The sequence below is a fragment of the Ekhidna sp. genome (genome assembly GCF_039960695.1).
Classification (GTDB): domain Bacteria; phylum Bacteroidota; class Bacteroidia; order Cytophagales; family Cyclobacteriaceae; genus Ekhidna.
Window position 1 is genome coordinate 233,646 of sequence record NZ_JBDVKP010000020.1, and the last position, 14,300, is coordinate 247,945.

Here is a 14,300-nt window from a genome sequence, read left to right on the forward strand (position 1 = left end):
TCATTCGGACACGCGCAATGAAAAAAATTTATTACCTATCTACATGCAGCACATGTAAACGGATTATGGATGATCTCGGAGATTTAATTGCCGACTTTGAAAAGCAGGATATCAAAACTGATCAGATGACCTTTGATCAAATCGATGAAATGCAAAAAAGAAGTGGGTCATATGAATCACTTTTCTCAAGGAAAGCAATGAAGTATCGCTCCATGGAATTGGGAGACAAGAATCTTTCAGAAGACGATTATCGCACGCTTATTCAGGAAGAATACACTTTTCTGAAGCGACCGGTATTTCTGGTTGAAACTCAAATTTTTGTTGGAAACAGTAAAAATGTGATTGATGAACTTAAATCTCAGCTATCTTAAAAACCTTTGAGCAAAAACAGAGCGAGCTAAATATCTTTAGCTCGCTCTGCTATTTCTGCTAGTTTCATATCGATCATTTTCCGATCTAACCAGCGACCTCTCACCATCACTCCGACTGGCTTTTGCAAATTTTTAATGTCTTCTAGTGGATTACTCTCTAGCAAAATAAGATCAGCGCTGGCTCCAACTTTTACTTCTCCAAATTCACCTTCTTTGCCAAAAAAGATCGCAGGATTAATTGTTCCTGTTTGAATAGCTTCCAATGGCGTGAGGCCGACATCAATTATTGCTGCCAGTTCATGATGAATTGAAAAGCCCGGCACATTAAATACTTGAGGAGCGTCTGAACCAAGTAAAAGGCCATGTCCATCTTCATGCAACGATTTTATCAGTTTATACCTTATGTCAGTAAACAGAACATATTTCTCAATCGTGTACTCCGGATTGTTTATGAGATTTTTCTTGCTAGAGATCCATTGGGCCACTGTAGACTTAGGCATATATTTCAAATCTGCGTTATTCAATGCCATCACTTCAGGATCCACCGGAGAAAACCATCTGCTGAAAAGACTTTGAGTTGGTACTACCCAAACCTTATTTCTTTTTGTCATTTCAACCAATTCATTGATTTGCGATCTATCCGCCAAGTGTGTGAAATTATAACCAAAGAAGCCATTTTGATCAGGAACAATATCAATACTCTGCGGTACCAAGCCTTCCAAAAATCCGTCAACATGATCAATAGATGAATAGCCACTTGCAATTGCACGCCGTACTCCAACATCTACTGGCACATGTCCGCTAAACCCAATTCCTACCTCATTGGCGATTTTCACTACTTCATTGAAAACTTCTAGTTTAAGTCCTGGATGGATTTTCAAAAAATCATATCCATCCGCTTTATATTGAGATATTTTCTCCCTAGCCTCTGCCTTTGTTTGCACTGAGTTACCATTCACAGAAGGGCTGGATGTAAAAATTCGAGGACTTAGTATCTCATTATTCGCTGCCTCTGACCGGAGTTTTAGGTGTGAAGGATGCCCTAGCATACCTCTTATCGTAGTTACACCATTCGATAAGTATAAAAAAAGTGTTTCATCCGTTCTATTTCTTCCCCATTGCGGCGATGGAATATGTGCATGCATTTCTGCTAATCCAGGCATTAGGTATCTCCCCTCTCCCTCTATTATAGAGGCGTCACTTGCTTTTAGATTCTTGTCAATTGCCTCAATCTTTCCATCTTTCACTAAAACCTGCATCCTTTCCGCAATGCTGCCATCTCGCACATTTATGATCTTCACATTTCGAATGATAGTTGTTTTAGCATATTGATTTAAGGCTGATTCCTGTGCATTACAAGAACCAATCAAAAGAATTGACAGAATTAGTATGAATTGTCTCATGGATCAAAGTTTGGATCAAGGTAGTAATACAATCGATGAATTTGAATCGATTTGTGACGAAAGGTGGAAATGACTTTAATTGCACATTTAGAGTTGAAGTAACACTTTAAGTAGAAGCATCTACTATGCAATAGGCACATTACTTATATATAAATGAGTGAATTTAATAGGTAAAACAAGGAAAATGCCCGCCTATGTTTGTATCGTACTAAAGCCACCAAGCTTATGTTACTATACACACTAATACTGAACACCGCGCTTTCACTGTTTTCTCCACAAGAGATGACCGATGGTAAGCAAAATGATTCCGCCGAAGCCAAAGCTATTGCCGGACAATCCATCATGGAAATGGTATTCGATCGTTTTCATATTAATTATGAAATGAGTCGTACTCATAAAATCGGATACTACAAAGAATCAATGTCTGACAGTCAATCCATCTACTATCTAGCGGATGGAATTGTAGACATATACATTCCTTCAAATCTGAATCAGATTGAAAATGCTTCCATCAGTCCTAGAAAGACAAGAAAGAAAGCATTTAAAGAGATCAATGAAGAGAATCTACTTTTTGGAAATGCCAGTGATATGGCTAGATCCTCTGTATGGAGGCCAAATTCTTTCTTGAGTGAAAAAAATAGAGATCATTATAGATTTAGTCTTGATGGGGATTCCATTTTAGATAAAAGTGAAGTTTCAATAATTGCCTTTACTCCTGCAAAAGCCAATGGTAAAGCTGCAGGAAAAATTTATGTGGATAAATCCAGTTTTGCGATTTTAAAAATTGACTACAATCCAATCGTGCATCATTCTAAATATTGGAGTAAAGTCTCATGGACAGAGGAGTTTAAATTCAAAAATGGTGCTTATGAACTTTCTAATGTGGAATTTCATGGCATCAGCATTGAAAACAATTTTCAATACGATGCTATTCTTGTCATGGATCAACTGGAGGTGTTGAGTCAAATGCCACAAAATGAATTATTCTTACCTGAAAATGTATCTCTTTTTGAAAAGGCAGACGATGAGTTTACTGAAAGTTTTTGGGAAGGATACGATTTCCTCAAACGCTCGCTAGACTCTGAGCCTCAATTCTTATCTAAAAACTAAAAACTGCTAGGGTGAATTCGCGTATGAGAATTCATGAGTAAGTACCTACCTCTCCTTTTTCTAGTTGCCTGTGGTATCGATCGAGAAATTTCAGGGCTTTCAAAGGACAATCTTAGCACGCTCCAAGAATATGAGCAATTAGGCATTGAGAGCCATGTTCAAATCGGGAGTGACAATGAACCTGGTGAATCACTAGTACTTTGCCTTTTATTCGTTGACCTTTCTTCAAAAAAGCCTCTAGCCAATCAACGCGTTCATTTTTATCATGCCGATAATGACGGGGAATATCGGCCGGTTATTCCCGGTGATGAAACCACTGCACGATTAAATGGTGAAGCCACTACTGACCAAAATGGAAGGATTTTTCTACGGACGACTCTCCCAGGTGACTATGGGAGTTCTGCTGATAATCGACACATACACACCACGGTTTTTAAAGCCAAACCGGAAGCATATGATATTCACTTCAAACAATTTACGGGATTTATGGGCTCACGATTTATAAGCGGCAGCGATCAACACTTTTTAGCCGATCTAAAAAAAGATGCATCTAACAATTTGGTAGCATTCTTGATCATTGAAGTCAAAAATCCTAATTTTCTTCCATGAATCGAATAGACCGACTCAATGCTTTACTTATTCACTTGCAAGGTAAACCTCGTGTACCTATCAAGGAGTTGGAGGATCGATTTGAGGTCGGACGAAGAACAATTTTCAGAGACATCCGATCACTGATTGACTCAGGGGTTCCAATCGGTGGTGATGCAGGTGAAGGATATTTCATCGTTGAAGGATACCATCTTCCTCCTGTTGTTTTCAGTAAGGAAGAAGCAAGTGCCATTTTGTTGGGTGCTAAGTTTATAGAACAAAGCGCCGATCCGCACACGATCCATACGTTTGAAAAAGCGATGTACAAAATCAAAGCCGTACTAAAGTACTCTGATAAAGAATTTCTGGATAACCTAGAGGATAGAATTGCCATTCGCCCAAGCCCATCTCCTAATCCAACACCAGATTCTCACATTGCTGAAATCCAGTTGGCCATTGCCACCAACAGGTTAATAGATATTACTTACTATTCTCAGTACAACGATTCTACAACGCGACGAGATGTAGAGCCTCTTGGAATGGTTTTTTACTCTGGAAGATGGCACCTCATCGCTTATTGCAGGTTGCGCGAGGACTTGAGAGACTTTAGGGCTGATAGAATACAAAAAGTAAAATTGCTCCCACAAACCATCGACCCTTCTCTTCATCCAAATTATATGGATTTTCTAAACGAAGCTTTGATAGGAACGGATGCCAAGGAAGCAACAATTATTTGTTCTTCATCAATCATTCGATTTATGGGAGAGCAAAAATATTTCCAAGGTTTTGTAGATGAAAAGAAGCTCGAAGATGGGAGGTATGAAATGAAATTTGTACCTCCATATTATGATTATTTTGCCAGATGGCTCCTTATGTATGGCAAGGAAGTGGAGATTATCTCACCATCGGAATTGCAAGGCCATACAGCTACTTTATCCAAAGAGCTACTAGATCATCACAGTACTCCATTTTTAGCCAAATCATAAAAAAAATGAAAGCGATCATATTATCCATAATTACTCTTATCTCTACAATTACTTTCAGCCAGGAAACACAAGCAGAAATAGATAATCAAATCTGGATACCCTTCACCAAAGCATGGGAATCAAATGATGGAGCAGGATATAACGCAATACATTCTGATGATGTCTGGAGAATCAATCCAGGTAGGCTACTAGTTGGAGATGAATACAAGAAAAGAAATACGGATCGAATGCAAGGGCAAATAAGTAACAGCATTATCGAATTTTCATTCGAAACGCGGACTTCAAATGGAACCAATGCATATGAGGTAGGTTACTATCGCATCACAAGAAAAGCAGATAGTGGTGCGCAATATTTTGTAGGCAGATTTCATGTGGCATTAAGGAAGATAGATGGTGCTTGGAAAATAACACAGGATTGGGATACTGGTGAAATCAATGGAGTGAAACTGACGGCAGAAAGCCTAAGTAACAGAGAATTCACTCACTTTCAATAATTTTTTCTTTATCATTTTTTTTGAGTGACATAGGGCTGTCACTGACTCCTATTTCTTTGTTTCATAATCTAAAATTCACACAATTATGGAAGCAATTATTGAAAAACTAGACCTAACAAAAGAAGATCCGAACTACTATTCAGCAAAGAAAAACCCTGAACTTCGTGACTTGGATAGCTATTATTACCTGTCACTCTCAGGAAGATGTGATCCACAAGCTGATGAATTTCTTGCCGCCATTGATAAATTATACGCAGTTGTGTATGCAATTAAGTTCATTTGCAAAGCAGATGATATGGATTTTGTAGTACCGAAAATGGAAGGTTTTTGGTGGGTAGATGGTGGACTTGAAGAACAGCAGAAATTTGCCCAAACGTCTCCAGATCAATGGAATTGGAAGATCGTCATTCGGATGCCCGATTTCGTGGAAGGCGATCATTATTACAGAGGTATTCAAAAAGTAAGGGCTAAGAATCCAGAACTTCTAGAAAATGATGAAGTGAAGTTTGAACTTATAAATGAAGGACTAAGCGTACAAGGACTTCATATCGGTAGCTTTTATGAGGAAGAGCCTACTATTGCCCGTATCATGGACTTCATACAGGAAAACGGATTACAACCAAATGGGTATCACCATGAGATCTATCTTAGTGACCCACGTAGAACACCCGAAGAGAAGCTTAAAACTATTCTGCGCTATGCGGTAAAAAGAGCAAAAAATGAATAAGAATATACTTGGTTTGAGAACTGTGATTTACATGGTTCCAGACATTACAGAAGCGAAACAATGGTATTCAAAAGCTTTTGGCAAGGATCCATACTTTGATGAGCCCTTTTATGTTGGCTTTGAAATAGGTGGATACGAACTTGGATTGCATCCTGAAAATCAGAATCAAAAAAGAGGAGATAGTGTGGAGGCATATTGGGGCGTCAAGGATATCCGTGCCGAACATGCTCGCTTTATCCAATTAGGTGCAAAAATGCACACCGAGATCAAGGAAGTTGGCGGCGGGATTGAAGTTGCAACCTTGCTTGATCCTTGGAATAATGTTATTGGCTTGATTTATAATCCACATTTTAAGGTTTCGTGAAAACTGTTGAAAATTTCATTTTAGAACTCGATAGTCAACAAAAGGCTATCGTTTCTTATTTACACCAACACCTAACTCAGCATCATGATTTAATGGCCAAGATCAGTTTTAACATTCCTATGTACTATAAGAGAAAATGGGTTTGCTATTTAAACCCAATCAAGAACGGGGGTATTGAACTTGCTTTCACAAAAGGGCATAGATTATCTAATGATCAGGGGATGTTAAAATCCAAAGGAAGAAAAAGAATCTCTGGCATAGAACTTTTTGACGTTCAGTCAATTCCGGATCGGTCTATTGATGAGATCATTCAAGAAGCGCTGATCTTAGATCAGCTCTATAACACTTGAATAAATTTCTGAATAAGCAAATTACTTAAGAAATAGGTCCGTAAAATCCCCTAATTTTTGATACAAAAATTAGATGGCTCTCCGAATTTCTAAAAAATATATTCACCCTCCTGTATCTTTCTTGAACAATCATTTTCAGTTTTTGGAGATCTCAGAAAAAATCACCCGTTCTAAAATTCAATCGCTTCTGGATGAGGCTTATGAAAGTCGTATCAATAATCTAAGCAGAAGTATTGGATTAGCTGAAGAAGCATTAAGCTTAAGTAAAGAAAGTGCTGATAAATCTTTTATTGGTAAGTCACTATCACATTTATCTCTTTTCCATATGATCATAGGTGACTTTGATCTATCGATAAATATGGCCAATGAAGCAATAGAAAATTTTGAAGATCTGGATGATGCAAAAGGGATAGCTGATGCGAAGTACACAATTGCTGGGGCACTCTATAAGACAAATGACTTTAGTAAAGGTCTAACCCATCTAATTGATTGTTTAGCTACTTATAAAAAGCTTGAAGATTACCATAATTTGGCCAGAGTTCAAAAATCAATCGGCACGATTTATGAATTCTTCGGTGACATTAAAAGTGCGACTCAGAGCTATGAGGAAGCCATAGATTCCGGCAAGAAGGCAGGTGATTTGAATTTGCAATCAAATGCATTTAATCCACTTTCGGGACTTTACTTAAATCAGAATAAAATACCTAAGGCTCTTGCTATCATTGAAGAATCGATAGTGATAAAAGAGAAAACTGAAGATATAAGAGGTTTAGCGTTCGCATTATACGGTCGAGGAAAAGTGTATACACAGACCAAGCAGTTTGAGCAGGCTGAGCAGGACTTTTTGCAATCGATTAAGATTCATGAAGAAATGGGCGAAAAGCTCGGATGGGCAATGAGCCATCATAAACTAGGTGCCTTATACATAAAGATGAATCGGCTAGAGGAGGCCAGAGAGATACTTGTGAGAGCACTAGAATACAGCAATAAGAATAAAATTATCCTCATAAAGTTCAAGGCAAATCTGCTACTTCACGAAATTGCCAAGAAGGAAAAGAATTACGAGCTGGCACTTAAGTATTTGACACAGTACGTTGAGGAAAAAGAGAGTGTAATCAATGATCGGACTGCAAAAGTAATTGAAGGGTACGACGTGATTTCAAAGATGCAAGCACTAGAGCTTGAGGCCAACGCTCAACGCGAAAAAGCTGACATCATTGAGAAAAAGAAGATTGAACTTGATTCATTCTTCTATAGAATTTCACACGATCTAAAAGGCCCCATTACCTCCTTGATGAGTCTCAATTATGTAGCCAAACTAGAGGTTAAAGATGAGGCGGCTTTAAAGTTTCTTTCAGAATACGACGCACAAGCAAATCGACTTAACAACATCTTGGATGGACTTTTAAGGCTTACCAAAATGTCGTTCAATGAAGATTCAAAACAAGAAATAGATTTTGAGAAGATCATTTACGATTGCATCGCTTCTTATAAATTCTTAGCAAACTATGAGCTTGTTGAGTTCAAAATTAATATTGATTCCAAAATCGTTTATGAAGCTGAGTGGGCACTTGTTAATACAATTATCCAAAATCTAATTGAAAATGGGATCAAGTATGCAAGAATTGAAGATGGCAATAAGCCTTACATTTCCATATCAATAAACCAAGAAGGAGACGTAATTAAAATTACAGCAACTGACAATGGAATTGGAATGGACGAAAAAACGATAGATAACATCTTTGTTATGTTTTTCAGAGCCAATCGTAAAATAGAAGGCACCGGGCTTGGTCTTCACATCTTGAAAAGGGCCATTGAGCGACTCAATGGTGAAATATCCGCAAAAAGTAAATTAGGAGAAGGAACTACATTTACGGTAGTCCTTCCCAAGTAATTTCTACATGTGTATCGGACGGTTCTCAGTTGCTACAAGTGCAGCCTCTTTGAATGCCTCCATATAAGTAGGATGGGCATGCGACATTCGAGCAATGTCTTCAGCTGAAGCTCGGTATTCCATAGCGGTTACACCGGCGGCAATCATATCTGCAGCTCTTGCGCCAATAATATGTACACCCAACACCTCATCAGTTTCCTTATCAGCCAAAATCTTTACTAGGCCCTCAGTGTCCATGCTAGCTCGAGCTCTACCCAGGGCTTTATACGGGAATTTTCCAGTCTTATATTTTCGACCTTGCGCTTTTAACTGCTCTTCAGTAAACCCAACTGATGCAACTTCTGGCCAAGTGTAAACAACACCAGGAATCAAGTTATAGTTGATATGTGGTTTTTGACCAACTATTGACTCTGCAACAAAAACTCCTTCCTCTTCCGCTTTATGGGCCAACATTGCTCCCTTCACCACGTCACCTATCGCATAAATATTCTCTACGTTAGTTCTCAGATGATCATCGACCTCTACTCTGCCCCGATCGTCCATTTTCACACCCGCTTTATCCAACCCAAGATTGTCAGTATATGGTCTTCTACCAATAGATACAAGGCAATAATCTCCTTTTATCTGGACCTCTTCACCCTTTTTAGTTTCTGCCTTTACGGTCACATTCTTACCTTTCTTTTCGACACCGGTAACCTTATGTCCCAGGTAAAATTCAAAACCCAGACCTTTGAGTGATTTTTGAAGCTCTTTCCCCATTGTTGAGTCCATGGTTGGTATGAGGCTGTCCAAGTATTCTACTACAGAAACTTTTGTTCCCAGTCTGGCATATACAGATCCAAGCTCAACTCCTATAACTCCACCACCTATGACTATCATATGCTTTGGCACTTCTTTAAGTTCGAGCGCCTCAGTACTTGTGATAACTCTGTCTTTATCCAGCTTGATAAATGGTAAGTTGGCTGGTTTAGATCCCGTAGCTATGATCACTTTTTCAGCAGTAATTTTCTTCTTATCCTTTCCATCAATTTGGATGGTATTCTTATCAAGAAAGCTGCCCATTCCATGAAAAACATCAATTTTATTTTTGTTCATCAGATAGTCAATACCTTCCACATTCTGCTTTACCACATCTGCCTTGCGGTCAATCATTTGTTTCAGATTCACCTTTGGCTTATTGATGTCGATACCATGCGTTTTGAAGGTATGCTCAGCATTGTGAAAGTGCTCAGACGAATCCAACAGTGCTTTTGAAGGAATACATCCTACATTCAAGCACGTCCCACCTAGTGTATTATACTTTTCGATGATCGCTGTTTTCAATCCTAATTGAGCACATCGGATTGCCGCGACATATCCGCCGGGACCTGAACCTATTACTACTACTTGATAATCCATTCTTTTTAGATTTTAGATGGGAGAATTTTAGACACCTAACAGAAGGCGAGTTGGATCTTCCAACAGTTGCTTAACTCGTACAAGGAAGCTCACAGACTCTCGGCCATCAATGATTCGATGATCATAAGAAAGAGCCACATACATCATGGGTCTAACGACAACTTCGCCGTTTTCAACTACTGCTCGTTCCACGATATTGTGCATTCCTAAAATGGCAGACTGTGGAGCGTTAATGATTGGTGTAGACATCATCGAACCAAAAACTCCCCCATTGGTAAGCGTGAAAGTCCCCCCTTCCATCTCTTCGATGCTCAACTTGTTGTCTCTCGCTTTTGTTGCCAATCTTATTACCTCTTTCTCTATTTGCACAAAGTTCATTGACTCGGCATTTCTGATCACTGGAACCACCAATCCTTTCGGAGCAGATACAGCAATAGAAATATCACAATATTCATTGAAAATCATCTCGCTACCATCAATCTGAGCATTCACCGCTGGCCATTCTTGTAAAGCAACACATACAGCTTTGGTGAAGAATGACATAAAGCCTAAACCTACTTCGTGTTTCTCTTTAAATTCTTCTTTGTATTTCTTTCTCAAATCCATGATTGGTTTCATGTTTACCTCATTGAAGGTGGTCAACATGGCGGTTTCATTCTTTACAGAAACCAATCGGCGAGCTACTGTCTTTCTCAATGAAGACATTTTCTCTCTTCGTTGTTCTCTACTCACACCTCCTCCAAAAGTTGGAGCTTCAAATTGAGGTTTAGAAGGTTTATCATCAGATTTAGAAACATTCTTGGATGAGGATTTCTGAGCACTCATCGCATCTTCTTTGGTTATGCGCCCGTCTTTTCCTGTTCCTTTCACATCTGAAGCTGAGATTCCTTTTTCATCTAGAATCTTAGCCGCTGCTGGAGAAGCATGTCCAGTGGCGTATGTTTCTTTGTCTGTGTTAGAGCTAGTGCTAGAACCTGTACTTTCCGAAGTAGATGATGAACCCGAGGATGGTGCTCCTCCTTCCATGACTTCTATCTTGCAGATAAGTGCTCCTATTTCCAGTGTATCTCCTTCCTGAGCTACAATCTGTAGTTTACCCTGCGCTTCAGCAGTAAGATCAAAAGTTGCTTTATCTGATTCAATTTCAGCAATCACTTCGTCTAGCTCAACAAAATCACCATCACCCTTAGCCCAATTGGAGATCGTTACTTCCGTTATAGATTCTCCTACGGCTGGAACTTTCATTTCCAAGACTTCTCCGGTTGCTTTTGCTTCTGAAGTGGGGCTGTTAGAAGACTCACTTTTTGCAGTCGGTTTTGATTCTGAAGTAGAACCACCTCCATCTGAGGCGCTCTCATCTATCTCACAAAGTACTGCACCTATTTCTAGTGTATCACCTTCTTGAGCTTTGATGCTGAGCTTTCCCGCAGCTTCGGCAGTTACTTCAAAAGTGGCTTTGTCAGACTCAAGCTCGCAAATCACCTCGTCCATCTCTACAATGTCTCCGTCGCTCTTTGTCCATGATGCTACGGTCACTTCGGTGATCGACTCACCTACCGCAGGAACTTTCATTTCAAGACTCATTTTCTTCTTGTTTAATTTTTTGTATTTCTATTCGGACAGTTCCGAGTTTTATATTTCAAATGCTTTTTTCACCAAATTGGATTGTTCTTCCTTATGGATTTTAGAATATCCAGTTGCTGGTGACGCCCCTATCTTCCTTCCTACTATTTCAAAATCCATTTCTATCCTGGTTTTGATAAAGCTCCATGCTCCCATATTTCTAGGCTCTTCCTGTACCCACACCAATTTAGGATTATTGTACTTTTTAAGAATTGCGTCAATCTGCTTTTGAGGCCATGGATATATCTGTTCTATTCTAACAATAGCCACGTCCTTTGCCTTCTTCTTTTTTTGCTCTTCCAAAAGATCAAAATATATCTTACCTGAACAGAAAAGAACCTTCTTCACATTTTTGTTGGTAACAAAATCATCTCCTATTACCTCCTTAAAACTTCCTGAAGTGAAATCTTTTAAAGGGGAAACCACACCAGGGTGCCTCAGCAATGACTTTGGTGAGAACACAATTGCTGGCTTTCTAAACTCCCATGTCACTTGTCTTCTCATCAAATGAAAAATATTTGATGAAGTGGTAAGATTCGCAATCACTATGTTTTCATTTGAACACATTTGTAAGAATCGCTCCATGCGAGCACTTGAATGTTCAGGACCTTGCCCTTCATAACCGTGAGGTAAAAGCATAACCAGTCCATTCATTCGTTGCCACTTGCTCTCTGCGCTGGCAATAAACTGATCAATCATGATTTGTGCTCCATTAGCAAAATCGCCAAACTGAGCTTCCCAAATTACCAACGCATTTGGAGTGGCCATAGCATAACCATACTCAAATCCTAAAACGCCGTATTCAGAGAGTAATGAATTGTATATTCTTAAAGGTTGCTGTTTTTCCTGAATTTGATTCAATCCGCAATACGGTTCATTTGTATTTGAATCGAAGAAATAGGCATGTCGATGAGAAAATGTACCTCGCTTCACATCTTGCCCGGACATTCTCACAATTGTCCCATCAGCTAAAAGAGAGCCATACGCTAATAATTCGGCGTCAGCCCATCCAAGTTCTTTCTTCTCAAAGAAGTTTGCTTTCCGATCTTTAAGTAGCTTCTCAATTTGACGAAGTGGCTTAAATCCTTTAGGAACCTGACTAATTGCCTCCCCTACTTTTTTGATCATCACTTCTGTGATGCTTGTGTCAGGAGATTTATCAAAATCTTTCTCTTTTGATCTTCTTAAGTGATCCCATTCTTCCTCAATTTTTTGTGGCTTATAGGGAAGAGGATGTTCCTTTATCTCATTTAATCGATCTTGGAGCTTATCCTTAAATTCTTTTTCAAGTTTTTTTATTTCACTGTCACTCAAATCTCCCTGCTCAGTCAGTTTCTTTACATATACTTCGCGAGGATTTGGGTGCTTACCAATAGCATTGTAAAGCTTTGGCTGGGTGAATTTAGGCTCATCACTTTCATTGTGTCCATGTCGTCTGTAGCACAGCATATCAATGAAGATATCCTTGTTGAATTTTTGTCTATACTCAATTGCAAGATTTGCACAGAATTGTACTGCTTCAGCATCATCTCCATTTACATGAAGAATTGGCGCATCAACGATTTTGGCTAAGTCAGTGCAGTATATACTCGATCGTGCATCTGCAAAGTCGGTAGTAAAACCAACTTGGTTATTTATAACAAAGTGGATTGTTCCGCCAGTTTTATATCCTTCCAATAAGGACATTTGAATACACTCATAAACGATTCCTTGTCCAGCCACCGCAGCATCACCATGTATCAATACAGGAATTGCTTTTCCCATATTGCCAGAATATTCATCATCAATTTGAGCACGACTATACCCAAGCACTACTGGATCTACAGCTTCCAGGTGAGATGGATTCGGTGCCAACTTAACATAAATCTTCTTGTCAGCAGTAGTTTCAAGATGCGATGCATACCCAAGATGATATTTCACATCACCATCTCCCATTGTCAAATCTACTTCTTGATTTCCTTCAAATTCACTGAAAATCTCTTCATAGGTTTTACCCATAATATTAGCCAAGACGTTCAACCGTCCACGATGAGCCATTCCAATGATGACTTCTTCTGCGTCTAGCTCCGCACCTTTGTTGATAATCTTGTCCAGTGCGGGAATCATATTCTCGCCACCTTCTAGAGAAAATCTCTTCTGGCCTAAAAACTTGGTATGTAAGAAATTCTCAAACCCACTAGCTTCATTCAATTTTGAAAGAATTCGATTCTTCTCCTCTTTTGATGGATTGATAGCTGCTCCTTCAGACTCAATCTTAGTCTTTAACCATTCGCTGATATTGGAATCCCTAATGTGGTTGTACTCGAACCCTATATGCCCAGCATAAACTTTCTTAAGCTTCTCTAAAATCTTTCGAAGAGAGGTTTTGCCCAAGCCAACTTCAGCTCCAACTTCAAACTCAGTATCTAGATCTTTTTCTGACAGGCCAAAATCGGACAGCTCTAACTTTGCTGAATGTGGCCTACGCTCTCGTACAGGATTCGTGTCAGAAACAAGATGCGCCCAAGATCTGTAGTTGTAAATTAGGTTTCTAACTGCAGTTTCCTTTGGAGTCGTGACTGACGCGCTTTCACCTGCTTCACCATATTTCTCTTGAGCAAATTCAAATCCTTCGAAAAACTTCTTCCAGGATTCGTCAATACTTTCAGGGTTATCTTTGTATGCTTTAAATAGCTCATCGAGATAATTACCATGAGCATTGGCGATGTAGGAATATTTATCCATATTCATTTGTGTTCTGAAACAAAGGTAGATTGAATAAAGTTTCTTTAAAAATCGTAAAGTCGTTTATACAAATACATAATAAACTTAGCTAGAATATTTTTGCATGAAAAGCCGATTTTAGGCGCAAAAAAGCAGGTTCCCTTCTTAAGGTTAAGGTTTTATGTATAGAAGTGTTTTCCTTACGACTAAATGCACGTTTTAATTGTTTCGCAATTACCTTCTCACATCGATAAAAATAAACTACATTTGCGCTCCATTTTTAAAACTT

The 14,300-nt window shown here is 39.0% G+C and carries 13 protein-coding genes; 9 read left to right on the forward strand and 4 right to left on the reverse strand.

Annotation, left to right across the window (positions count from 1 at the left end):
• The first annotated feature begins 17 nt into the window (after positions 1 to 17).
• Positions 18 to 371 carry an ArsC/Spx/MgsR family protein gene (locus ABJG98_RS17245; protein ID WP_348280792.1) on the forward strand — a complete coding sequence of 118 codons (354 nt, stop codon included), beginning with the start codon at positions 18 to 20 and terminating at the stop codon, positions 369 to 371.
• Between the two features lie 26 nt (positions 372 to 397).
• Here the strand turns inward: ABJG98_RS17245 and ABJG98_RS17250 are convergent, their stop codons facing one another.
• The gene (locus tag ABJG98_RS17250; protein ID WP_348280793.1) at positions 398 to 1,774 is read right to left on the reverse strand and encodes an amidohydrolase family protein; all 1,377 of its coding nucleotides are present in this window, start codon (positions 1,772 to 1,774) and stop codon (positions 398 to 400) included.
• Positions 1,775 to 1,999: 225 nt separating this feature from the next.
• Between ABJG98_RS17250 and ABJG98_RS17255 the strand changes: the two genes are divergently transcribed.
• From ABJG98_RS17255 to ABJG98_RS17290, 8 genes are all read left to right on the forward strand, one after another.
• The gene (locus tag ABJG98_RS17255) at positions 2,000 to 2,884 is read left to right on the forward strand and encodes a hypothetical protein (RefSeq protein ID WP_348280794.1); all 885 of its coding nucleotides are present in this window, start codon (positions 2,000 to 2,002) and stop codon (positions 2,882 to 2,884) included.
• Between the two features lie 33 nt (positions 2,885 to 2,917).
• Positions 2,918 to 3,493: a hypothetical protein gene (locus tag ABJG98_RS17260; RefSeq protein ID WP_348280795.1), complete on the forward strand. Its 576-nt coding sequence runs from the start codon at positions 2,918 to 2,920 to the stop codon at positions 3,491 to 3,493.
• Positions 3,490 to 4,458 carry a YafY family protein gene (locus tag ABJG98_RS17265; RefSeq protein ID WP_348280796.1) on the forward strand — a complete coding sequence of 323 codons (969 nt, stop codon included), beginning with the start codon at positions 3,490 to 3,492 and terminating at the stop codon, positions 4,456 to 4,458. The genes ABJG98_RS17260 and ABJG98_RS17265 overlap by 4 nt, the downstream gene beginning before the upstream one ends.
• Positions 4,459 to 4,463: 5 nt before the next feature.
• Complete coding sequence (locus ABJG98_RS17270) at positions 4,464 to 4,952, forward strand: nuclear transport factor 2 family protein (RefSeq protein ID WP_348280797.1); 489 nt, start codon at positions 4,464 to 4,466, stop codon at positions 4,950 to 4,952.
• Between the two features lie 85 nt (positions 4,953 to 5,037).
• Positions 5,038 to 5,679, forward strand: coding sequence for a GyrI-like domain-containing protein (locus ABJG98_RS17275; RefSeq protein WP_348280798.1), 642 nt, complete (start codon positions 5,038 to 5,040; stop codon positions 5,677 to 5,679).
• Positions 5,672 to 6,043 carry a VOC family protein gene (locus tag ABJG98_RS17280; protein WP_348280799.1) on the forward strand — a complete coding sequence of 124 codons (372 nt, stop codon included), beginning with the start codon at positions 5,672 to 5,674 and terminating at the stop codon, positions 6,041 to 6,043. Before ABJG98_RS17275 ends, ABJG98_RS17280 begins: the two co-directional genes overlap by 8 nt.
• Positions 6,040 to 6,393 carry a DUF1801 domain-containing protein gene (locus ABJG98_RS17285; RefSeq protein ID WP_348280800.1) on the forward strand — a complete coding sequence of 118 codons (354 nt, stop codon included), beginning with the start codon at positions 6,040 to 6,042 and terminating at the stop codon, positions 6,391 to 6,393. The genes ABJG98_RS17280 and ABJG98_RS17285 overlap by 4 nt, the downstream gene beginning before the upstream one ends.
• A 73-nt stretch (positions 6,394 to 6,466) precedes the next feature.
• Entirely contained in the window at positions 6,467 to 8,287 is a 1,821-nt protein-coding gene (locus ABJG98_RS17290) for an ATP-binding protein (protein ID WP_348280801.1), read from the forward strand.
• 3 nt (positions 8,288 to 8,290) lie between these two features.
• Here the strand turns inward: ABJG98_RS17290 and lpdA are convergent, their stop codons facing one another.
• The 3 genes from lpdA to ABJG98_RS17305 are packed head-to-tail and all read right to left on the reverse strand — an operon-like array spanning position 8,291 to position 14,032.
• A complete protein-coding gene (lpdA, locus tag ABJG98_RS17295) occupies positions 8,291 to 9,685 on the reverse strand; it encodes a dihydrolipoyl dehydrogenase (RefSeq protein ID WP_348280802.1) in 1,395 nt (464 codons plus the stop codon).
• 27 nt (positions 9,686 to 9,712) lie between these two features.
• Positions 9,713 to 11,269, reverse strand: a complete 1,557-nt coding sequence (gene odhB, locus ABJG98_RS17300; protein WP_348280803.1) for a 2-oxoglutarate dehydrogenase complex dihydrolipoyllysine-residue succinyltransferase — start codon at positions 11,267 to 11,269, stop codon at positions 9,713 to 9,715.
• Between the two features lie 48 nt (positions 11,270 to 11,317).
• Positions 11,318 to 14,032, reverse strand: coding sequence for a 2-oxoglutarate dehydrogenase E1 component (locus ABJG98_RS17305; protein WP_348280804.1), 2,715 nt, complete (start codon positions 14,030 to 14,032; stop codon positions 11,318 to 11,320).
• Positions 14,033 to 14,300 lie beyond the last annotated feature (268 nt).

Excerpts from the sequence above, each read along its gene's own strand:
- ABJG98_RS17245 (WP_348280792.1), top strand. The coding sequence starts at position 18 with ATGAAAAAAATTTATTACCTATCTACATGCAGCACATGTAAACGGATT.
- ABJG98_RS17260 (WP_348280795.1), top strand. The coding sequence starts at position 2,918 with ATGAGTAAGTACCTACCTCTCCTTTTTCTAGTTGCCTGTGGTATCGAT.
- ABJG98_RS17290 (WP_348280801.1), top strand. The coding sequence starts at position 6,467 with ATGGCTCTCCGAATTTCTAAAAAATATATTCACCCTCCTGTATCTTTC.
- ABJG98_RS17275 (WP_348280798.1), top strand. The coding sequence starts at position 5,038 with ATGGAAGCAATTATTGAAAAACTAGACCTAACAAAAGAAGATCCGAAC.
- ABJG98_RS17265 (WP_348280796.1), top strand. The coding sequence starts at position 3,490 with ATGAATCGAATAGACCGACTCAATGCTTTACTTATTCACTTGCAAGGT.
- ABJG98_RS17250 (WP_348280793.1), bottom strand. The coding sequence starts at position 1,774 with ATGAGACAATTCATACTAATTCTGTCAATTCTTTTGATTGGTTCTTGT.
- ABJG98_RS17305 (WP_348280804.1), bottom strand. The coding sequence starts at position 14,032 with ATGGATAAATATTCCTACATCGCCAATGCTCATGGTAATTATCTCGAT.
- ABJG98_RS17255 (WP_348280794.1), top strand. The coding sequence starts at position 2,000 with ATGTTACTATACACACTAATACTGAACACCGCGCTTTCACTGTTTTCT.
- odhB (WP_348280803.1), bottom strand. The coding sequence starts at position 11,269 with ATGAGTCTTGAAATGAAAGTTCCTGCGGTAGGTGAGTCGATCACCGAA.
- lpdA (WP_348280802.1), bottom strand. The coding sequence starts at position 9,685 with ATGGATTATCAAGTAGTAGTAATAGGTTCAGGTCCCGGCGGATATGTC.
- ABJG98_RS17270 (WP_348280797.1), top strand. The coding sequence starts at position 4,464 with ATGAAAGCGATCATATTATCCATAATTACTCTTATCTCTACAATTACT.
- ABJG98_RS17280 (WP_348280799.1), top strand. The coding sequence starts at position 5,672 with ATGAATAAGAATATACTTGGTTTGAGAACTGTGATTTACATGGTTCCA.